Source organism: Corynebacterium sp. SCR221107 (assembly GCF_027886475.1).
In the GTDB taxonomy this organism is placed as follows: Bacteria; Actinomycetota; Actinomycetes; order Mycobacteriales; family Mycobacteriaceae; genus Corynebacterium.
In genome coordinates, this window is record NZ_CP115670.1 from 901,264 (window position 1) to 923,389 (window position 22,126).

The following is a 22,126-nucleotide window of genomic DNA, read 5'->3' on the forward strand; positions in this document are numbered from 1 at the left end:
CCTGGCTTACGTCCTAGCTACTTCAAATACCTAAGTATAAGTGATAGGGCCGTCGGGTTTGCTCATCGTTGCTGGCTGTTGCTCGCTTGCCCGGTGATGGTGGGCAAGGAGGGGGCTAAGTCATCGGCGTCGACGATGCGGTAGGCGTAACCTTGTTCAGCCAAGAAACGCTGGCGGTGGGCGGCGTACTCAGAATCGAGGCTGTCGCGGCTGACGATGGTGTAGAAGAAGGCCTCGTTCCCGTCGGCCTTGGGGCGCAATAAACGGCCCAATCGCTGGGCTTCTTCTTGGCGTGATCCGAAGGTGCCGGAGACCTGCACCGCCACGGCAGCCTCCGGGAGGTCGATGGAGAAGTTTGCCACCTTGGATACCACCAGGGTTGTGATTTCGCCTGTACGGAAGGACTCGAAAAGCTTTTCCCGCTTGGCGTTGGAGGTCTTCCCATCAACGACGGGCACGCCCAGTTCCTGGCCGATTCTTTCGAGCTGATCAATGTAGGCGCCGATGACCAGCGTGGGCTGGCCGGCATGGTGATCAAGGATGCGCTGGAGCGGTTGCCACTTCGAGCGCGAACTGGCGGCGATTCGATACCGATCCTTGGCGGCCGCGGTGGCGTAGTCCATGCGCTCAAGCTCCGTCATGACGGTGCGCACTTCCACGCACTCGGCGGTCGCAATGTAGCCTTGTGCCTCCAGCTCCTTCCACGGTGCGTCGTAGCGTTTCGGTCCGATGAGCGAGAACACGTCGCCCTCGCGGCCGTCCTCGCGAACGAGCGTTGCGGTAAGCCCCAGGCGCCGGCGGGACTGCAATCCGGAGGTCAGGCTAAACACCGGCGCAGGCAAGAGGTGAACCTCGTCGTAAATAATGAGTCCCCAGTCGCGGGAATCGAAAAGCTCTAAGGCGCGGTACTCGCCCTTCGTCTTGCGGGTAACAACCTGGTAGGTGGCGATGGTGACGGGTCGGATTTCCTTCTTTTCCCCGGAGTACTCGCCTATCTCCTGTTCAGTCAGGCTCGTGCGCTTGAGTAGCTCGTCGCGCCACTGGCGTCCGGCCACGGTGTTGGTGACCAGTATGAGGGTGGTCGCCTTCGCCTTGGCCATCGCGGCCGCACCCACCATCGTCTTTCCCGAACCGCAGGGCAAGACCACCACGCCGGAACCGCCCTCCCAAAAAGACTCCGCGGCGTACTCCTGGTAGTCGCGCAATGACCAGTCCTCGTGCGCGGTGGACAACTCGATAGGGTGGGCTTCGCCGTCGACGTAGCCGGCGAGATCCTCGGCGGGCCAACCGATCTTCAGCAGCTCCTGCTTGAGCCTTCCGCGCTCAGATGGGTGAACCACGAGGGTCTCGGCATCGATTTGTGGGCCGAACATGGGGGCGATCTTTTTGTGCCGGACTAATTCAGCCAGGATGGCGGGCTCGCGGGATTCCAGAATCAGCCCGTGAGCTGGGTGCTTGTGCAAGCGCACGCGGCCGTAACGGGACATGGTCTCGGCGACGTCGATAAGCAATGCCTGCGGAACCGGAAAACGCGAGTAACGCTCGAGCACGTCGACGACCTGTTCGGCGTCGTGGCCGGCCGCGCGCGCATTCCACAGTGCCAGCGGGGTAATGCGGTAGGTGTGGACGTGCTCCGGGGCGCGCTCGAGCTCGGCAAAAGGTGCCAGCGCGGCGCGGGCCTCGTTGGCGAGCGGATGGTCGGTCTCCAAAAGGACAGTCTTGTCGGACTGTACGATAAGCGGCCCACCGAATTCTGACATACAAAGACTTCCTAACGCGATGCGAAAACAACCATTGTAATACCTGCGTTTGCATGATCCCAGACGTCTTGCAGCATAGGCGCCCAGCCGCGTCATGTGCCGCCGTCGCACCCAATGACAGCCAGCGTGGAGGAAAAACTCCCCACCCACATGCCGCGCCGATGAGGCCTGCGGCGGTATCGGTGCGCCACCTGTGTGCGCTAAGGCAAAAACCACTGCGCCTGTGACCAAGATTTCGCATGTGGGAGGCCAAAAGGAGTGGGCCACAAGAATAAAAACCTATAGAGCTATAGAAAAAGCTTTAGGATGGTAAGGGCCTTATAACGAGGCTCATTACGGTACGAGACATGCATTTTCAAGGAGGGTCCGACATGGCAGAATTGGCGCAGGCCGATGTCATCATCATCGGTGTCGGTGCAATGGGTTCAGCCGCTGCGGATAGGCTCGCGATGGCCGGTAAGAAGGTCATCGGAATTGAGCAGTTTTCCATCGCCCACGATCAGGGATCGAGCCACGGCGGATCGCGGATCATCCGTCAGTCCTACTTCGAGCACCCCGACTATGTGCCGCTTCTGAAGCGGGCCTATGAGCTTTATGACGACCTCGACGCCTATCACCGCCACGGTGGCGGCGATGGCCTGTTCTTTCGCACCGGAGGCATCTACTTCGGACCGGAGGACAGCGTGACCTTTGCGGGTTCGAAGGCGGCCTCCGAGCTGCACCACCTGCCTCATGAAATTCTCAACGCCGAGGAAATCACAGCGCGCTTCCCGCATCTGAGCCCGGCGCCGACTGACAAGGCTGTCTATGAATCCAATGCCGGCTATGTGATCCCCGAAGAAACCGTGGCAACCCAAGTCAAGCGTGCTCGCGAAAATGGTGCCGAAATTCATGAGGGGGAGAAGGTCATTGGGCTGAAGGCGCTGCCCGAAGGTGGCGTCGAGGTGGCCACCGACTCCGGGTGTTACCAGGCAAAGACCGCCGTGGTGACAGCCGGCGCGTGGGCGACAAAGCTACTCGCGGAGCTAAAGATCCCGATGGTGGTTGAGCGTCAGGTCATGCACTGGTTTGACGTGGGGGAGGCCTACGCGGACTTTGCCAACGGTCCGGTCTATATCCATGAAACCGAGAACTTCGAGCAGATTTACGGCTTCCCGGCTATCGATGGCCCGGATGGCGGTGGCAAGGTGGCCTTCTTCCGTGCCGGGCGTCCCTCCGACCCTGATAACCTTGATCGAGTTGTTACCGATGAGGAGCTGGCGACTTTGCAGAAGCGTCTGTCGATCACCCTGCCCCAATTGGGCGAAGGCGCCCCGATTAATGCGCGCGCGTGCATGTACACCACCACCCCCGACGAGCACTTCGTTATCGGTCGCGACCCGCGGCCGGAAAACCGGGACATAGTTTTCGCCTGTGGTTTTTCCGGGCACGGCTTCAAATTCGTGCCGGTCGTGGGCGAGCTGCTCTCGAATATGGTCCTCACCGGCGCTCAGACCTGTGGCGTCCCGCTGTTTGACCCCTTGCGCTTCGACGAAGTCAAGGCCTTGGTTGTGCAAGGCTAATATCACCAGCTGTGGGCAACAGAAGCCGCCGACCGGGTTCAACTTGGTCGGCGGCCTCGTGCGTCGTGGGGGCCAAGGGTCGAGCAGGCTCCCGGCGGGTTGGCATCCAATTTTCGTGGCTAGTGGTTGTTCCAGGATGAGCTTGGCCGGGGGTAACGGGCGTCATTGAGGAGAGGCCGGGCACGCGGGTTGGGGGAGGAAGAGGCCGGGAAGGCGTGAAAGCCGGGCATCGTGGGGCAGGAGCTTGAGTGATCCTGCTGATATCGCAGGCAGACGCTCAAAGCCTGCGCGTGCAATGGGGGTTGGGGTTCACGGCAAGGGAATGGGAAGAAAACAGAGCAAAGCCCTCCGACACCAAGGGGTGGGGCGGAGGGCGGAGGGCTTTGCCAGGAGAAAAGCAGTGGAATGAGAGCAGGAGGTGGGTTAGGCGGTGATGGAGTCCTTAAAAGTTGGCTTCTGCTCCTCGAAAGGAGGCAGGGAGTTGAGGTAAGCGACGATGTCGTCGGTGGCTTCCACGTCGCCGAACTTGGCGTCCATGTCAAACAGGTTCCAGGCGACAACGCCCGCAACGCGGTCGCCGACAGCCTCCTTGGCAATAATCGGGCGGAAGCCCAAGGCGACGGCATCTTCGACGGAGTGGCGTACGCAGCCAGCGGCGGTCACGCCGGTAATGATGACGGTATCAACATGCAAAGCGGTGAGAATTTGTGCGAGGTTGGTGCCGGCGAAGCCGGAGGCGCGCTTCTTGGTGATGACGATCTCACCTTCCTGTGGCGCAATGCGGGAGTCGATCTCCGCGTCCTCGGAGCCGATGGCCAGGGTATCCAGCGGGATCTTGTGAACCCACAGGCCCATGTCGTTTGGCTTGGCGGGATCGGTGACCTCATAGGCCGTGGTCGTGTAAATAACCGGAATTCCCTTGGCGCGGGCGGCGTCGTTGAGCTTCTGGCAGGCCGGGATGATGGTGTCCATGTTCTCGCAGGAAAATACGTGATCTGGGCGGGTCCAAGCGTTCGCCATGTCGATGTGGATGACGGCCGGACGGGTGCCGTAGCCGACGCGACGCTGGAAACCACGCTTCTTGTACTCAGCAGTGTTGGCCTCAAATGCCTCGACGAGGAGGTCGTTGAGTTCTGCAAGTGACTTCTCTGCCATGATGGCGCTCCTTCTACCTTGACTGGATTTTTCGTTGATAAAGGGTCCGCCGTGGTGGCTTCGCCATAAGCTTCCTTCCCTTGGTGGGCAAGGGAAGGCGGGGTGCAACGTCCCCGAGTTGTGTTCGGCGCCTCTACCGGTCTGGTGTTGCGCTGATAGCAACGATAGACCGCATAGAGAAACTTGTGCAAGCATTATTTTCATAATTTTGATTTTCCTATAGAAATTCTAATACGCAGGTTAATAGCGAAAAAGATGAATCCAAAGATAGATTTCTATAGAGAAGTAGGTATTATGGCGGTAGCTCGCATTGAGGAGCTATGTCGAGTTATTTGCAACAACCACGTACGTGGAACGCCACAGGGCGCTCGAACCTTATATGGGCTCAAACGACCTAAGAGCGATACAGATTTTGGCACTACCTGGGAAGGTGTGAGAGCACATGAAGCGTATTGGAATTGATGTTGGCGGAACCTTTACCGACGTCTACCTCGATCAGGACGGCGTCGTCACAGTGGAGAAGGTCCCTTCCACCCCGGACGACCCAGGCAAGGCTGTGGTCAATGGTCTCGTTGCGATCACCAAGAAGGCTGGCATCGAGGTTGCAGACGTCGACGAGATCGTGCATGGAACCACAGTGGCCACCAACATCGCGCTCACTGGTCGCGGCGCGCACGTTGGTCTCATCACCACGGAAGGGTTCCGCGACATCTTGCACATCGCGCGCCACAAGAAGCCTCTGAACTTCTCTCTTCAGCAAGAGCTTCCCTGGCAATCGCGCCCACTGGTCAAGCGCCGCGATCGCCTGACAGTGAAAGAACGCATCACCGCCCCCAACGGCGAAATTGTCATCGCAATCGATGAGGACGAAGTCCGGGAAAAAGTCCGCACCTTAGTCAAGCGCGGGGTAGAGGCTATCGCGGTATGTTTGCTGCACTCCTATCTCAACCCGATCCACGAGCAGATCGTCGCCCGCATCGTGAAGGAGGAAGCACCGGACGTCTTCCTCTCGGTATCTTCTGAGGTTATTCCGCTCTATCGCGAGTACGAGCGATTTTCCACGACCGCGCTCAACGCTTTCGTGGGGCCGTCCGTGGGCCGCTACCTTTCTCGCCTGCGCGAGGTCGTCAAGGCGCTGGGCTTTAGACATGAGATTCAACTCATGCAGTCCTCTGGTGGCATGACCCCGATCAAGGACGCCGCCAAGCACCCCGTTTCTTTGATGATGTCAGGTCCAGTCGGCGGTCTAATCGGTGGCATTTGGTCGGCCAAACACTCCGGTTTCAACAACGTGATCACCCTCGATATCGGCGGCACCTCTGCCGATATCGGCGTGGCCGTCGACGGCCAACTCAAGATGAAGCATCTCCTTGACACGAAGATCGGTGACTATCAGGCGATGGTGCCCATGGTTGACGTAGACACCATCGGTGCCGGCGGCGGCTCGATCGCCTACAAAGACGATGGTGGCGTGTTCCGCGTTGGCCCGCAATCGGCTGGCGCGCGCCCTGGCCCTGCTTGCTATGGACACGGCGGCACCGAACCAACCTCCACCGACGCCCAGGCCATTCTTGGACGCCTGCGTCCCGAGCGTGGACTCGCCTCCGGCGACTGGGCCTTGGATGCCAACCTCTCCAAGGCCGCTTTCGAGCCTCTGGCGCGCTCCCTGGACATGACCGTCATCGAGGCCGCCGAGGGCGCCCTCCAGCTTCAGCGCTTTGACATGGCTCAGGCTATCGAGCGCAACTCCACCTCTCGCGGCTACGACCCACGCGATTTCGCCCTCGTGGCCGCAGGTGGTGCAGGCCCGCTGTTTTCCTGTGAGCTGGCGGCCGAGCTCAACATTCCGCACGTCGTGGTTCCCGCCCATCCGGGTATTGTCGCAGCGACCGGCCTATTGGCAACCGACCGCATCGTCGAGGAGGTCGCCACCGAGCGCCACGTTTTGTCCGGGACCACGCCGCCAGCGGAGGTTGAAAGCAAGTTCCGCGAACTCGAAGCCAAGGCGCTGCAGGATCTGGCAACCACGGCCGATGCGGCAACGCTCATCCGCCTCGCCGACTGCCGCTACGAGGGGCAAGGCTACGAGGTTCGCTTCGAGGTTCCTGCCGGCGTGCTTGCCGACGGTAGTCTGCCCGCTTTCATCGAGGCTTTCCATCAGGCACACGAGCGTACCTATGGTCACCGCTACGAGACCGACACCATCGAGCTGGTCAACATCCGCGTTCGCGGTTCGCTGCCGTGCCCACAGTTGCCCAACACGGCCATCGACCACGCTGGCAGCATCGAGGATGCGCTCATTACCACCGCCGACGTCGTCTTCGGCGGGGAGACTATGCCCACCCCGTTCTACGATCGCGACAAGCTGCCCGTCGGCGCGAGCATCGTCGGCCCAGCCATCATCGAGCAGTACGACACGACCACTGTGGTCCCACCAGCCTTCGTTGTTGACGTGCGTGCCGACGGCAACCTCGTGATCGAGGTCCCCGTGTCCGAACAGGAGCACACCGACGAATTGGCCGCCCCGATCCTCATGCGTGTTATCGGCGGGGCAATCAACTCCACCGCCAAGGAGATGGCATCCGTCATGCTGCGCATGGCCTATAGCTCCATCATCCGCGAATCCGAAGACCTGGGCGCAGGCATCTTCGATGCCCAGGGCAACACCCTAGCCGAGTCGGACACGACACCGATGTTTATGGGGTCGATGCCAAAGATCGTCAAGGGCGTGATCCGCCTGCTGGATGGCGATATCCACGAAGGCGACGTCATCATGCACAACGACCCCTACAACGGCGCCACCCACTCCCCGGACGTCGCGATTGTCACCCCGATCTTCCACGAGGGCGAACTGGTGGCGTGGGCCGGTGCCTCCGGCCAGTTGCTCGATATCGGCGGCGCGCACGCCGGACTCATGGTCGATATCCAAGATGCTCAGGCAGAAGGACAGATCTTCCGCGCGCTCAAGATCGTGGATGCGGGCAAGCGACAGGATGCGCTTGTCAAACACATCCTTTCTAATACCCGCACCCCGAAGCAAAACGCCGGTGACCTCGAGGCCATGATCGCCGCATGCCGCCTGGCAAGCCGACGCTTCCTCGAAATCATTGACACCTACGGACGTGAGGCTGTCGAGGACTCCTGCACGCAGTGGCTCAACTACTCCGAGCGCATGATGCGTGCCCGCATCGCCGCCGTCCCCGACGGTGTCTACACCACCGACACCGGCTGGCTTGACGACGACGGACGCGACATTGGCAAGAAGCTGCCGATCGAAGTCAAGGTCATCATCGAAGGCGATGACATCACCTTCGACCTCACCGGCTCCTCGCCGCAGGTGCCCACCGCCTACAACTGCGCCTTCGAAGGCACCACGGTCTCGGCGTTTTCCTTCATCACCCGCATGATCTTCCTCGACGAGGCAACCAGCGAGGCCCATGTCCCGCAAAACGAAGGCATGCTGCGCCCGGTCCACGTCATCGCGCCTGAAGGAACGATCTTCAACCCGACGTATCCCGCTGCAACCTTCGCTCGCTTCAACCAGGTTCAGCGCGCAGTCGACCTGGCACTCAAGGCGCTGGCCCCAGTGCTACCCGGGCAGATTACGGCCGGTAACTCCGCTCATCTGCACTTCATGTCCTACTCCGGTTGGGATGAGAAGGCCGGAGAGTATTGGGTCTACCTCGAATGCGACGAGGGTGCCTACGGTGGCCGCCCCACCTCGGATGGGCCCGATTCGGTGGCAAACCTCATTGACAACACTCGAAACAACCCGATCGAGGAGCTGGAGTGGCGCTTCCCCATGCTCACCGAGCGATACGAGCTACGCGATGACCCGGCCGCGCCGGGTGAGTTCCGTGGCGGCGTGGGCATTGTTCGTTGCGCGAAGTTCCTCACCGATACCGATGTCACCTGTGAGGCCGACCGTCACGATGGTGACCGCCCCTGGGGAATCTTCGGTGGCCACGAGGGTTTGAACGCCTCCATCGTGCAAAACCCGGGTACGCCGGAGGCCGAGTACTGGCCGTCGAAGGTAACAGCCGCCAAGCTCAAGGCAGGCGATAGCTTGCAGATCACCGTACCTTCCGGCGGCGGCTACGGCGACCCAGTCAAGCGGGACCCGCAGAAGGTGTGCGACGACGTCATGGATGGGTTCACCTCCTTGGAGCAGGCGAGCGAGATCTACAAGGTTGTGCTCATTTCCGATGGCATCGACGGCTACGTAGTCGACGAAACCGCCACGGCAGCCGCACGCCACGCACTGGCTATGGTCTAGCACGGGCGCACCGCGCACTCAGGCGGGATACGAACAGGGTTCGGGGAGGCTTAAACTCCCCGAACCCTGTTCCATTCGCTCGGGCTTACCGAGGATCGCCTGGTCCCGTACGAATGTGCTTCAATAACGTGTTCGCAGGCAGCGGGCACGGGCAAGCCGGTCGACGTCGGCAAGCAAGCAAGAACCACAACGCAGCGGTGAGAAAAACATGGCCACGCAACAAACCAGCAACGCGCCATTAAACGATGTCTTAAGACGACACCGCTTTGGGAAATGCGACTATGTCCCACGAATGCACGGCCCCAACGTAGGGATGTCGAGGCTGGGGAAAATAACAGCTCGCCTTGCGGCTGCCTTCACCGGCACCTGCAAAAGGGAATTATTCGACCTACCCCTGGTAGCCGAGGCGGCGCGAAATTTCCGCAGCGGCATTGACAACTCGGCCTGGTAGGTCGCGGGCGGCGAAATCGGTGATGCGGGCGCGCGGAACTGAAATGAGTGCAGCGCCCACGAGTTGCCCGCGGTGATCGAAGATGGGGGCTGCAACCGACCACTCTTCGGGGTCGGTATCGCCATCGTTGATGGCAAAGCCTTGACCTAATACCCGCTCGCACATGGCGTCTACCTCGGCGCGGCTGATCATGTAATCGGGATAAAACGCGGCGCGTTCCACAGGCGCGGAAAAAGCGGCAAAGACCTGCATGGAGGCCGCGTGCTGTCGATTAATACGCGTACCGATGGGGGTGATGTGCTTGACCAGCTTCGGCGAGGCCGAATGCTCGATAACCACCCCGTCAATCCCCGTGAAGGTCACCAGCGCGGTGGACTCCAACGTCGATCCGGTGACCTCTTTCATGATGGCGCCGCCAACCCGGCGAAGATCCAGATTGGCGAGCATGGGACCGGCCAAAGACGCCAGTCCCACGCCAAGTTGGTACTTGCGAGTCTGATCGTCTTGCTGCACTAAGGAATGCTCCTCCAACGTGGCGAGGATACGCGAGACCGTCGACTTGTGCAGGCCACTGGCCTCAGCAAGCTGGGTGACGCCCAGAGGAGAACCGGAGGCGGCGAGGCGTTCAAGAATGTCGATGCCATTGGATAGTGCCGAAATGCTTTGCTTTTTTGAAGAAACATCCGGGTTGGTCATGTGTGTCACCGCCTGCATAAAAGTCCAGTTCTAGCACCTCATCATAGCCTTTGCCGGGCAGGTGAAAGCCCGACGCGAATAACGGCTAGATGATCGTCGCGGAAATGACATTCTCAAGCTGGAAAACCACCGGGACACCCGTGGCCAGATCAGCTGCCGAAACCTGCCCGCCAGTGACCGCAATCGGCGTCACCCGCACCTTGTGTGTGGTGCCCTCGTTATCGATGAAACTAACTCGCGCGGATTGTCGCTTGCGGATGGCGGCGAGGAAAAAGCTGCGGTAATCGTGCGAGGAATGCGGCGCCGAACCGGTGCCGTCGGCGCGCCGGATAGCGGCAATGGCCGTGTTAATCCTCGTGGGATCGAAAGGAGCGGGTGAGGCGGCAGGCTCCTTATATTTGACCCGCGAGGCCGGCGGGCGAACATCGATGCTTGCCCCGGTGGCGTCTTCCGCGCTGGGGTGGAATCCCTCCTCGCGCAGCAGCTCGATGACCTTTCCCAGTGGCGCCTGGGCAATCGCAACCGTGGGTGCAATGCAGCGCAGTGCCACGGCCTTTGCGGCCTTTGTCGCGCACGCCTGAGCCAGCAGCGCCTGGTCTTCGCAGCGTATATAGCTTAAGGCCGGGCCACCGCGCAGGTTGCCATGCTTGCGCGCAGCATCGGTGATCAGGTAGCTGACGGTATCGGGAAGCTCACCCGGCACGTGGCTGGTGTAGAAATCAATGAGCTCCTGCTCGGTATAACCAGCATCAAAGGCGCGTGCAACGGAGTCTTGCGTGATCCTAAAAACGCTCGCCAAACCTGCCGATTCTACCTCGGCGGATGCGCCCAGCACGACCTGCATATCGCGGGGAACCGGACCGGGGGCAAGGACGGTGTGGTCTGCCTGGATGATGAGTTGCTTCGTGGTAGGTGGGGTCAGCCGGTGGGCAAGCTCCTGGAGATCCGCGCTTGGTTCGGTGCCCCAATGCGCAGCGGAGGTCAGGCTTTCGGAAAGGATCGAGGTCGCGTGGACCCTATCAGCTACTTGCTCCACGGCGCCGACAAACACGGCCTCTTCGAGAACGTTTTCAAAGGTGAGCAAGGCCAACTTGGAGGCCTGCACAGGAGCCGCGTAATTTACACGCTCACGTAATTCAGCTGCGGTGACGGCTCCGCCCTGGGCAAGCTGCCCCAGCAGAAGCTGGCGAACCTTGGGAAACCCATCGCTGAAGGTGGCCGGGTGCAGCAGGTGCAGTGGCTTTCCCTTCTCGTCTGGCTGGCCGATCAGCCAGCTGCGCATGGTCGCTCGAGCTACCCAGTGGTGTAAGACCCAGGCCCATTGGATGTGTAAAGGCGCCGCGGTCCAATCGTCGACCAGCGTGGTTGAGCACAAGTAGTCGCCCAGATCGTCGGCGTCGGGGAGCGGATCGGGAACACCCGTGCCTACCAGTCCCGCCGCCATCGCAAGCGAGATGAGCCGTGCCAGGGTTGGCTCGGAACAACCCAACTCGCCTGCAAGTGAGCTCATGGCGCGAACCCCCACCACACGGTCTTTGAGCAGGGCGACGGGCTGGTGCTCCAAGCGCTCGATCAGGCTGCGCAGCAAACGGATCATTTCCAGGCCGGTTCCCGCCGCGGTTTCGTGTGTGTGAGGGGAGGCGGGATCCTCGACCGTAGGATCCGGCGGCAGCAATGGAATCACGATGGACTCGCGCCCCGACAAGGCGTCCTTGATCCCGCTGGGGAGCCGGACCGCGTTTTCGCTGACGCGGACGAGCACGCCGCTTGCAATGAGCTTCGGGATCGGCCGGTTCGGATCGGCCGTCGGTGAGGCATCCTTCGTGATGCCATGACCGCCAGAGCGCAGGAGCGTGTCAATGATCCGGCGGGAGTGCTCGTCGAGGTTTTCAACGAGCTCGCGGGCCTGCTCGGCGCTGATGAAAGGCTCGTCGGGGAGGACATGCAGCCCCTGGGGAATGACGGCCGTGAGGTCGTCGGCAAGCAACCAACCTGATGCCGTTACTGCAGTGTCCGCGGACGAGGAAGTAGCGACAATGGGGGAGTTATGGGTAGGAACCGGAAACACCAAAGCCAACTCGCGAAGGTGGATCAGGGCGGAATCAACCAAACCCTTGAGCCCGGCGGTGCGGTAGCCCTGATCTTTGGCGATGCGCCTGAGTTGACGAAGAATCTCGGGGGAATCCAATGGTTCTAAGCCACCCCCGGAACCTGCAATAATCTCGATAATTGCCAGTTCTAAGGCGTTGATGTGTTTTATGGCCTCAGCCAAGGAGCCGCGAAGCAGTAAACGCACAGCTAGGGAGCTAATTCCGGGTGGTGTTGGAAGGAGTGTATCCCAGCGATGTGAAAGTACACTTCCCAGCCCGGCATCGTCTAAACCGGCAAGCCACGATCGGAAAAGTTCGTTGCGCGTCTGTGGAGTGAGGGCGTTTGTCATGATGCGCCTAATATTAGTTGTAATTCAGATGACTTTTGCTGCCGAGAAATGAAAGAATGGGGCTTATGTCGAACATCGAGAAACAAGGTTATGTTGATCCGGGCTGGCCGGCCCACGTTCCTGGCGATGGCCACGCCGTCACCGAATTGATTGCCAAGATTGCTGGCGCCAACAGCCCTTACGGCGATGTTGAGTTCCCGGTTCCCGCCGAGGAGCTTGGCTACGTGCACCCGTACACCCGCATCAACAAGTAGTTCCTACTCGTTGATCCCGCCAGGCCACCCGCCGGCGGGTGCGCACTTTCCATTTCGAAACCTTCGCAGGCCCGGCGTCCACGTTGATGGATGCTGGGCCTGTGAAGGTTTTGTGCCCTTCAATCACCACGGCTCAAGAGCTTTGGTTTGGGGGCTGGGTAACCACAACCGATGGATTTCACCCCGCGCCTTGGCCTTGACAAGCAACAAGTCCCAGACATGATGTGTCTGGGACTTGAGCTCACCTTAGCGGGATGCAGCTAGATGAGGGGGTAAAACGCTTTCCTCGTGCGGGATTAGTGCTCGACAGCCTTTTCCACGCCGACGCCGGTCAGGGAGCGAACTTCCATCTCGGCTGCCTTCAGCGGCAGGTTGTCTGGCTTGCCGACGAGGGTGCCGATGATACCCAGGAGGAAGCCGGCCGGGATGGCGATGATCGATGGGTTAGTCAGCGGGAACCAAGCGAAGTCGGCGTTCGGGAACATCGCAGTCTCAGCGCCGGAGACGGCCGGGGAGAAGGCGATGAGAACGATCGAGGTTAACAGACCACCGTAGATGGAGAACAGGGCGCCGGTGGTGTTGAAGCGCTTCCAGTACAGGGAGTACAGGATGGTCGGAAGGTTAGCGGCCGCGGCGATACCGAATGCCAGCGCCACGAGGAAGGCGATGTTCTGGCCCATGGCGCCAATGCCCAAGACGATAGCCAGGATGCCGATGACAACCACGGTGATGCGGGAGACGCGAACCTGCTCCTCCTCGGTGGCCTCACCATTGCGCAGGACCGAGTTGTAGAGGTCGTGGGCAACAGAGGCGGATGCGGTGATAGCAAGGCCGGCGACCACGGCGAGGATGGTGGCGAAGGCGATGGCGGAGATCACGGCCATGAAGACGGAGCCACCAACCTCAGCGGCCAGCAGGAGCACGGCGGAGTTCACGCCACCTGGGGCAGCGGCGATGGTCTCCGGGCCGACGATGGCGGCTGCGCCGTAGCCCATGACGACGGTGAGCAAGAAGAACAACGCCACGATGCCGATAGTCCAGGTCACGGAGCGACGAGCCTCGCGGGCGGTCGGAACGGTGTAGAAGCGCATCAGAACGTGCGGCAAACCGGAGGTACCGAGCACGAGTGCCATGCCGAGGGAGATGAAGTCAAGCTTGGTCAGTGTGCTCTTGCCGTACTTCAGGCCAGGGCCCAAGATGGCGTCACCCTTCGGGTGGTTGGCAACAGCAGCCTCGAGCACGGCGTTGAACCCACCCTTGAGGTAGAAGAAGGTCAGCAGGGCGATGACGATGGAACCACCCACGAGCAGGACGGCCTTGATCATCTGGACGTAGGTGGTGCCCTTCATACCACCGAGCAAAACGTAAACGATCATCAGCACGCCGACGATAGCAACGACGATGTTCTGGGTGGCCTTGCCCTCAATGCCCAGCAGCAGGGCAACGAGGCCACCGGCGCCAGCCATCTGAGCGATGAGGTAGAACAGGGAGATGGTCAGCGTCGAGATAGCTGCAGCGGTGCGCACTGGGCGCTGGTTGAGGCGGAAGGAGAGCACGTCGGCCATCGTGAAGCGGCCGGTGTTGCGCAGCGGCTCCGCGACGAGCACGAGGGCAACCAGCAAGGCGATGAGGAAGCCCACCGAGTAGAGGAAGCCGTCGTAGCCGGAGACCGCGATGGCGCCGGTGACACCGAGGAAGGCCGCGGCGGACAGGTAGTCGCCGGAGATGGCGAGGCCGTTTTGCCAGCCGGAGAAGGAGGCGCCACCGGTGTAGAAGTCGGAGCCCTTCTGGGAGGTCTGGCGGGTGGCGCGCACGACGATGGTCAGTGTTGCCACGATGAATAAGACGAAGATAGCGATGTTGAGGATCGGGTTGCCCGTGTCAACCTTTTCCTGCGCGAGCAATGCGGCGTTCATTAGTGGGTCACCTCCGGAGTGCGGTTCGGGTTTTCCATCTCGGCGCGGATAGCCTCGGTGGCTGGGTCGATCTTGGTGTCAGCGAAGTGGACATAAGCCCACGTGATCAGTCCGGCGGTTGCGAACTGGGCAAGGCCTAGGACCATGCCGACGTTAATCGCGCCGTAGACGCGGGTCTCGACAAAGTCGACCGCGAAGGTCGCGGTGACGATGTAGAAGAGGTACCAGGCCAAAAAGCCGATGGTGACCGGGAATGCGAATCCGCGGAAGGTACGTCGTAGGTTGCCGAATTCCTTCGATTCGCTCATCGCGAGGAATTCTTCTGGGGTAGGAGCGTGCTTGACGCTTTCTTTCTGGGACATGGCTGCCTTTCGGTAGTCGTGTGTTCGCGTGTGAAGCTTAGATTTCGGGAAATTGAGTTTGGTCTAATGATGGCGGCCGATGAGCCACCGCGTGGTCCTGCCTTTGGGTGAGGGGACACGCCTTAATGCATCCTGCGAACTGCATCACTCAATTTTGGTGATGTGGGTTATTACACACTACTAAGTGGCCTCTGTCATAACTTTCCAGCTAAGGGGGCGAAAAAAGTTTGCAACTGACCATTGGCAAACTTGCAAAGTTTTGGAATTATTCGCGAAAGAGGGCGGCCGTCCGTTGTGGGAATTTGTGTTGTTTCTGCAGGTTAAGTGTTTGCAAATGCGCATGACTGTAAAGGGCTTCGCGCATAGATTTGTGAAGATTGTGTCGGTGGTCGAGAAAATAGGATACCCCTATGCGGGGGGGTGAATGTGTGGGATGGTTAGGCTGGATAAGTCGGGTTGGGGTGAGTCTGCGCCGTACTTTGTGTTCGTTACTTAAGGGCGTGAAACGAAGGTCTACAGATCGGCCGGCCACTTTCTCTTTCTTGCCTCTCGGACGCGTTGGCGCGATCGAAGACCATCGGCTGGGGGCGATCGATGACAAGCTGCCAGCTGCGTTGCATTGAGATTTATGCGTGTCGCCTGGATGGAGGTACCTGTCGAGCTATGTATGAATGATGGTGGCGCGCATGACCTGCCGATGGCAGGTTGAGATGGGCGGTGCGAAGCAAAAGCGGGCCGCATTCCCTGGGGTGGGGAATGGGCCCGCTTGAAAGCTGGGAGAGCAAATACTAGCCGAGGATCGAGTCGATAGCCTGGCGGTTTGCGGTGTAGAACGCGTTGAAGTTCTCGCGATGTGCGTGGTAGAAGGCGTCGAGCTGAGCGGGAACGCTCAGGCCGATAGCGGCCAGGCGCTCGCGAATGGCGTTGTAGACGGCGTCAGAGGCGAGTGCAGAGCTATTGCCGGAGGATTCAACGATCTGCTGGACGGCTACAGGAGCGGCAGCGACAATATCACGCGGGGTGGCGGCGGAATTCAGGCCCAGCTTCGCCGAGCAGGACGGCCATGCGCCCCAGCCCTGGCCAGCCAGAACCTTTTCGGCCACAGCGATCTGCTGCTCGCGGGTGGCCCCGTAAGCGTAGACAGCATATTGCTGACCACCGTAGGCATTCCAAGTGGAAGGGCTAAACTGAAGGCCGCCGTGGAAGCCGTTGCCGGTGTTGATTGCCCAGTTGCCACCAGACTCGCACTGAGCGAGGCGATCCCAGTCGGAATCCGGGGCAGCGTTAGCTGCGGGTGCCAGAAGAGCGGTCGCGGTACCGAGAGCGATGGTCGATGCGGCGAACTTGGTGAAAGTGTGTGCCTGACGTGCCATGTGAAAGTTTCCTCTCATTTCTCGCCTTGGGCGACCGGACTGTGGGGCGGAAAACCGCCGCCGCAAGAACGGAAGGCCCCTGTCTGTGAAAGTGAGTTTTAGGTAGTTGATGGATCCTTGCGCAACGCCAAGATTCATCTCGAACGGTAAGTACTCAGGTGCATCATGTGTCCGTCGCAGTCACGCTCAGACAGGGGACCGGCGAAGCGTTCGACTGGAACGGCGGACGATGCTTAGTGTCAAAGCGTAACGGTTTATAACGTTTATGTCACGTTTCGGATCGTAATCTTTTTGTTATATTCACCGCGAAGTTATGAAAACGGCAGGTCATTTATGCTAAAAAATTTTTCCTGAAATTTTCCTGAGCTGTTACTGCTGTGGCAAAAGTGGCGTCTAGGTGCGACGATTTGGTTGCCAAACATGAATCCGGACGTAAAAAACTCTGCGGTAGACAAAATGTGGAAGTGTTGTAAAATGAGACCTTTCGTGTTCGTAGCATTTCAGACTTAGCTGGCTCCCGTCGGGGTCGCGGACTAATTCGAGTCTTCAGCGTATATGGATGATCTGCTTGAATGCCTCGGCGGGAATCCGGGGCATCCAGCATGTATTGGCCAAGGCGAAAGCCTTAGGGGGGAAGACGGACGCTTTCGCGCGCACTTTTCCTCCCCCTCTCTGAGCTGAGGCTGGAGGTCGTTTTACGGCGGTGGTCTTTGCTGCCGTTGCGGTACGTGACAACCTTGGCTAGGTGTTAAGGCTCGAGATAGCTCGCACGCATCCTAAGGGCAATTGGGATGAAATTCTCATGCCTAGGTGTTAAGTGGCGGTGAACGAAGATACGAAAATAGCGAACACTCTAACTGTATTAATGACAGTGAACCTTCGAAAGCTGGTTCATTTCGGCAACGACGAGAAGAAAGGACGTACACGTGCCCATCGGAAAAGTGAAGTGGTTTGATGCGGAGCGTGGATTTGGGTTCGTCTCGAATCCGGGGGATGAGGACTGCTACGTCGGCAAGCAGGTCCTGCCCAAGGGGGTTACGGAACTGCACCCCGGCCAGCGCATCGAATTCGATTTCGTTGCAGGTCGCCGCGGACCGCAGGCCCTGCGGGTCAAGCTCCTCGAGCCACCAAAGCCACGCAAGATCATTCATAAGTACAAGCCAGAAGAGCTGCATTCGATGATCTCCGATCTGGCAACCTTGCTAGAGACCAGAGTCCAGCCCGGGCTGCTCAACGGCCACTACCCTGAGCGCAAGGAAGGCCACCAGATCGCCGAGATCCTGCGCGCCGTAGCCAACGAGCTCGACGCCTAGCGTCCCATCAACCGTCGGTCACGCGAATTGGCCGAAACACAACGAAGCCGCCGTCTTTGTCCACATCCACACGTGGGCAAAGGCGGCGGCTTGCGTGTGCGCGCTGTGTCTTCAGGCCCACTGGCCCACAGGCCTTCCTAGGGGGTTGCCTGAGCGCTGGTTACTGGTGTCTGCTGCATCGACTCCGATGCCGTTTCCGATTCGCTAGCAGAGGCACCAGCCTCGGCGGCTTTGGCTGCCTCCGATTCGGCCTGTTCTTCAGTCGCATCCACCTCGGCGGAAAGATCGGCGGTCTTTGCGTATTCGGTGCTGATTGACCAGGTTACGGAGTAGGGAGTTTCCTCACCGTTGTCGTCGAGGCCGATGAGAACCGAATTGACCTCCACGACTACCAAGCGCGGGCGGGTAGTGGAGTCATCGGATGTGGGATCCACGGAGCCGGGCACTTCGATGCTGGTGGCCTCGTTGCCCTTGTAATAGAGCTGATCATTAGCCGCCGGGTCATCGTAGATTTTAAGCAGCGTCCAGTCGTGGTCGGCGATGTCTTTGGGCACCTCGATGGTGAGGGTGTCATCTTCCCCGACGTCGATGGACGCGACATCACCTTCAGGGCATTCAACGCCCATTTCGCAAATAGCATAAGGGGAGATCTCTTGGCTGTTGTCGCCCACAGTGGCGGTTACCTTCACCTCTTCTGGCTGCTTGCCAGGACGGTTTTTCCACCATGTCTGATACGCCACGCTGGCACCGACGACCACCGCCACCGCAACGAGCAAGGCCAAGAATTGCTTGAGGTTCTTACGCTTTGTTTTCCGGCTCACCATAGTCGGTTATCCTACTGTGTCCGGTGCCTGGAGCCATGAACGGCGGTGCATAATTGGCCTATCGGCAAGCTTGTTTGCCAAGGCAGTCGGCGTGCGGTTGTATGCGAGTTACAGTGCGCCCAATCGCTACATGCCTTGACCGAGCATGCCTGTGCTGAGCACTCTGTAGCCTCGCTTGCATCGACCTTGCAACGCTACAGGCCGGGTGCTTGCCGACGTTGCCAGCGCCGCACGTCGAGGCCGTTTCCTTGGGTCAGCGCGTTGGAGGTGGCGGGGCGCCTCGGTTGTTTCTGCCTTTTGTTGCTTGCGCCCTGCTCATCCCGAGGTGGCTATCCTGCGGGGGAGATGCGCACCTCGTAGAGGTCTGGCCAGCGCTTGCCAGTGAGATAGAAGAGGTCGGTGCGACCTGGGATATGGGCAATGCCGTTGAGGACGTGATTGGGGTCTGGAGTCGCGTTATTCGGCAGTGTCGAAGCATCGATAACGCCGGTGACGGTGCCGGTTGCGGCATCGATGCGCACGATGTCGGTGGTCAGGAAGCGATTGGCATACACCGTATCCTGCCCAGTGGGGCTCTCGGAGGCCGGAACGCACTCTAGTTCGTTTAAGTCCTCGACGGGGTGGCCTTGGGAAGTGACACTGACGGTTCCGCGCTGCGCGAAGGTGGCGGGATCGAGTATGCGCAGCGTAGAGGTGCCGTCAGAGAAGTAGAGGGCATCTTGGAAGGCGCACAAACCCCAGCCTTCACCCTCGTAGGTGGTGGTGCCGATTTCTTCCAAAGTGCTGGCATCGCGCTTGATGGCAACGCCTTCCTGCCAGGTCAACTGCCACACGGTAGTGTTATCCAGCGTGCGGGTGATACCCTCGCCGAAAAATTGTGGGTCGATGTCATGGGAATCGGACTCCTGGCCATCCAACGTGGTGCGGTAAATGCGGGACTCGCCCCGCTTGCCGGTGGCTACCAGCAGGCTTGTGCCGTCGGCGTCGACCTCCAATCCTTGGGTAAAGCTCGTGGTGTCGAAGGGGTAGGTGTTGAGGATCTCCACCCTAAGGTGCTCGGGGGCCTTCGAATCCCGCGCAGCGAAAGCAGAGGAATTCGGGTCGGGGACAAAAGAGTCGGTGACCAAAGAATCGGAGGAAACACTACCGGTGCCGGAATTGCTCGAGACGCCGGTGTCGCAGCCTGACAGCAAGAGACCGAGGGTCGCGGTGAGAGTCACCGCGATGGTGGCGCGGGCGGGGTAGCTGTGAGCGAGGAGGTGGGCATTCATAAATTCCATCTTGCCCTAAAGCGGAAGCGCAAAGGCGATGGGCAATAATAGGGGAGTGTCCAGCAGACGAAATTCGAAAACAACCGACCGCAACCCACTGTTCGGAGCGCGTGCGATCGCCGTTGCTCGCGCCGCGCTGGAAGAACTCGACGAAGGCGAGGTCGGCCGCCACCTCGGGGTAAAAAGCCTAGGGCCCAACGCTGCAACCCACCGGTTCGCCGCCAACGTGCCAGGCTATAAGGGGTGGGAATGGAATGCGGTGCTCGCTTGCGCTGCGGGCACGCGCTACGTGACCGTCAGCGAGCTGGCGCTGGTTCCCGGTGGCAAAGCGCTCAAGGCACCCCGATGGGTTCCTTATCAGGAAAGGGTGCTCCCCGGCGATCTGGGACCTGAAGATGTGCTGCCGCCACCAAAGGACGACCCGCGGCTTACCGAGGATGCATCCGTGGCCGTGCTCGACCGTGGTACGGCACTCAAACTCACGGCTGCAGGCATTGATGCCGCCAAGGACCGCATTCTGCATGGCAGCTTCGGGCCGAATTCCGACTACGCGAGCCATGCGGCCCATTACTGCCGAAGCTGTGCTTTCTTCGTGCCCTTTGGCCAGCCCCTGGGAGAGGGGTTCGGGGCCTGCGTCAATGAGTATGCCGCCGATGGGCAGGTTGTCGCCGAAAGCTACGGTTGTGGCGCGCATTCCGATACTCCCCGGGAGGAGCTGGCCCCGGTTGTCAAAGAACCGGCCTTTGATGACGAGAAGCCCGTGGACGTGTAGTGGCCATAGGCGTCGGAAAGCACAAGGGTGCGGAAAGGAAACCGGAACGCAAAAGAGATATCTGTCGCATTATTGGTAGTTTGTGAAATAGGTAATTGCTCCTGTCGTGGAATTGATTGAATGACCTAGACAATGGGAACCTAAGTGCAGAAACTGCAACGTTTCCAAGCACAAAAGAAAGCTCTTATGTTTGCATGAAAGCGGCTTTCATAACGGGACTCATTCATTCGGGAGAATAAATGGCGACTGCGCCTACGAACGCCCCAACCAGCGGGCTCGATAGATATTTCAAGATTTCGGAGCGCGGCTCCACGGTAGGCACGGAAATCCGCGCCGGCGTGGTTACGTTCTTCGCAATGGCCTACATCATCATCCTCAACCCCCTCATCCTCGGCACCGGCGCCGATATCAACGGCAAAGTCCTAGGCATCCCCCAGGTCGCCGCTGTCACCGCGCTGGCCGCCGGCATCATGACCATCGCCTTCGGGCTGATCGCCCGCTACCCCTTCGGTATCGCCACCGGCCTGGGGATCAATACCCTCGTTGCCGTGACAATGGTGTCCACGCAAGGACTGACCTGGGAAGAAGCGATGGGGCTCGTGGTCCTCGACGGCGTCATCATCGTGATCCTGGCCGTCTCCGGATTCCGCACCGCCGTGTTCAACGCTATCCCGCACTCCCTGATCTCAGCGATGGGCGTGGGTATTGGCATGTTCATCGCCATGATCGGCCTGGTGGACGCGGGCTTCGTGCGCCGCGTGCCCGATGCCGCACACACCACCGTCCCAGTCGCACTGGGCATCAACGGCTCCATCGGCTCCTGGCCCACCTTCGTCTTCGTGGTGGGCCTGATCATCTGTGGCGTCATGGTCGTACGCCAGGTCAAGGGCGGGCTGTTCATCGGCATCGTCGCCACCACCGTCATCGCCATGATCGTGGAGGCGCTCACCGGTGCCGGCTCTTCTGCTGATAACCCGGCTACCGGCTGGAACCTCGCGGTGCCTGCGGTTCCTGACTCCTTTGGTGGCATCCCGGACCTTTCGCTGGTTGGCGAGATCTCCCTGTTCGGTGCCTTCAGCCGGGTGGGCGCGCTGTCTGCCACCTTGTTGCTGTTCACCTTGGTACTGGCCAACTTCTTCGACGCCATGGGAACGATGACCGCCCTGGGCAAGCAGGCGGGCCTGACCGATGAGAAGGGCATCCTGCCGAACATGAAGACCGCCCTGGTTGTCGAGGGTGCAGGTGCCATCGTCGGTGGCGCTGCGTCTTCTTCCTCCAATACCGTCTACATCGACTCCTCCGCCGGCATCGCCGACGGTGCCCGCACCGGCCTGGCTAACGTCGTCACGGGCGTGTTGTTCCTGGCCGCAATGTTCTTGACCCCGCTGTACGAGGTCGTCCCCGTCGAGGCCGCGGCGCCAGTCCTCGTCGTGGTGGGTGCCTTGATGATCTCCCAGATCCGCGACATCGACTTCTCCAAGTTCGATATCGCGCTTCCCGCGTTCCTCACGATCGTGGTCATGCCCTTTACCTACTCGATTGCCAACGGCATCGGCGTGGGATTCATCGCCTACGTCCTCATGCAGGTCGCCGCTGGCAAGGCCAAGGAGATCCACTGGATCATGTGGGTCCTAGGGACCTTGTTCGTGATCTACTTCGCCGCCGACCCGATCATGAACGCCTTCGGCTAAGAACATTCCT

General features: G+C 60.0%; 14 protein-coding genes and 1 pseudogene. 6 read left to right on the forward strand and 9 right to left on the reverse strand.

Translation table 11 applies throughout. The annotated features are described in order from the left end of the window. Positions 1 to 62: 62 nt before the first annotated feature. On the reverse strand, positions 63 to 1,760 hold the full coding sequence (locus PAB09_RS04120) for a DNA repair helicase XPB (protein WP_271034786.1): 1,698 nt from the start codon (positions 1,758 to 1,760) through the stop codon (positions 63 to 65). A gap of 371 nt (positions 1,761 to 2,131) precedes the next feature. On the opposite strand from PAB09_RS04120, the gene solA reads away from it, so the two are divergent. Further along, a complete protein-coding gene (gene solA, locus PAB09_RS04125) occupies positions 2,132 to 3,322 on the forward strand; it encodes an N-methyl-L-tryptophan oxidase (protein ID WP_271034787.1) in 1,191 nt (396 codons plus the stop codon). Positions 3,323 to 3,745: 423 nt separating this feature from the next. Here the strand turns inward: solA and PAB09_RS04130 are convergent, their stop codons facing one another. Continuing rightward, on the reverse strand, positions 3,746 to 4,477 hold the full coding sequence (locus PAB09_RS04130) for an isochorismatase family protein (protein WP_271034788.1): 732 nt from the start codon (positions 4,475 to 4,477) through the stop codon (positions 3,746 to 3,748). A gap of 442 nt (positions 4,478 to 4,919) precedes the next feature. Between PAB09_RS04130 and PAB09_RS04135 the strand changes: the two genes are divergently transcribed. Then, the gene (locus PAB09_RS04135) at positions 4,920 to 8,753 is read left to right on the forward strand and encodes a hydantoinase B/oxoprolinase family protein (protein WP_271034789.1); all 3,834 of its coding nucleotides are present in this window, start codon (positions 4,920 to 4,922) and stop codon (positions 8,751 to 8,753) included. A 388-nt stretch (positions 8,754 to 9,141) separates the two neighbouring features. Here the strand turns inward: PAB09_RS04135 and PAB09_RS04140 are convergent, their stop codons facing one another. Then, positions 9,142 to 9,900: an IclR family transcriptional regulator gene (locus PAB09_RS04140; protein ID WP_271034790.1), complete on the reverse strand. Its 759-nt coding sequence runs from the start codon at positions 9,898 to 9,900 to the stop codon at positions 9,142 to 9,144. Between the two features lie 85 nt (positions 9,901 to 9,985). Continuing rightward, the gene (locus PAB09_RS04145; protein ID WP_271034791.1) at positions 9,986 to 12,196 is read right to left on the reverse strand and encodes a helicase-associated domain-containing protein; all 2,211 of its coding nucleotides are present in this window, start codon (positions 12,194 to 12,196) and stop codon (positions 9,986 to 9,988) included. A gap of 209 nt (positions 12,197 to 12,405) precedes the next feature. Here PAB09_RS04145 and PAB09_RS04150 point away from each other — a divergent pair, with 209 nt between their 5' ends. Further along, positions 12,406 to 12,594 (forward strand): hypothetical protein, encoded by a 189-nt coding sequence (locus PAB09_RS04150; protein ID WP_271034792.1) that lies wholly within the window; start codon positions 12,406 to 12,408, stop codon positions 12,592 to 12,594. Positions 12,595 to 12,890: 296 nt separating this feature from the next. On the opposite strand, the gene PAB09_RS04155 is transcribed toward PAB09_RS04150, so the two are convergent. The 3 genes from PAB09_RS04155 to PAB09_RS04165 form a co-directional block, all read right to left on the reverse strand. Continuing rightward, positions 12,891 to 14,510: a solute symporter family protein gene (locus tag PAB09_RS04155; RefSeq protein ID WP_271034793.1), complete on the reverse strand. Its 1,620-nt coding sequence runs from the start codon at positions 14,508 to 14,510 to the stop codon at positions 12,891 to 12,893. Further along, entirely contained in the window at positions 14,510 to 14,752 is a 243-nt protein-coding gene (locus PAB09_RS04160; RefSeq protein WP_442873737.1) for a DUF485 domain-containing protein, read from the reverse strand. The genes PAB09_RS04155 and PAB09_RS04160 overlap by 1 nt, the downstream gene beginning before the upstream one ends. A gap of 908 nt (positions 14,753 to 15,660) precedes the next feature. Next, positions 15,661 to 16,263 carry a resuscitation-promoting factor Rpf1 domain-containing protein gene (locus PAB09_RS04165; protein ID WP_442873705.1) on the reverse strand — a complete coding sequence of 201 codons (603 nt, stop codon included), beginning with the start codon at positions 16,261 to 16,263 and terminating at the stop codon, positions 15,661 to 15,663. Positions 16,264 to 17,171: 908 nt separating this feature from the next. Between PAB09_RS04165 and PAB09_RS04170 the strand changes: the two genes are divergently transcribed. Then, entirely contained in the window at positions 17,172 to 17,558 is a 387-nt protein-coding gene (locus tag PAB09_RS04170; RefSeq protein ID WP_271034796.1) for a cold-shock protein, read from the forward strand. 302 nt (positions 17,559 to 17,860) lie between these two features. Here the strand turns inward: PAB09_RS04170 and PAB09_RS04175 are convergent. Both PAB09_RS04175 and PAB09_RS04180 read right to left on the reverse strand, forming a co-directional pair. Continuing rightward, positions 17,861 to 18,382, reverse strand: a pseudogene (locus PAB09_RS04175) (DUF2771 domain-containing protein); the annotation flags it as partial. A gap of 329 nt (positions 18,383 to 18,711) precedes the next feature. Next, positions 18,712 to 19,653 carry a glutaminyl-peptide cyclotransferase gene (locus PAB09_RS04180; RefSeq protein WP_271034797.1) on the reverse strand — a complete coding sequence of 314 codons (942 nt, stop codon included), beginning with the start codon at positions 19,651 to 19,653 and terminating at the stop codon, positions 18,712 to 18,714. Between the two features lie 55 nt (positions 19,654 to 19,708). Between PAB09_RS04180 and PAB09_RS04185 the strand changes: the two genes are divergently transcribed. Next, positions 19,709 to 20,425, forward strand: coding sequence for a DUF3027 domain-containing protein (locus tag PAB09_RS04185; RefSeq protein ID WP_271034798.1), 717 nt, complete (start codon positions 19,709 to 19,711; stop codon positions 20,423 to 20,425). A 239-nt stretch (positions 20,426 to 20,664) separates the two neighbouring features. Continuing rightward, positions 20,665 to 22,116, forward strand: a complete 1,452-nt coding sequence (locus PAB09_RS04190; protein ID WP_271034799.1) for an NCS2 family permease — start codon at positions 20,665 to 20,667, stop codon at positions 22,114 to 22,116. Positions 22,117 to 22,126 lie beyond the last annotated feature (10 nt).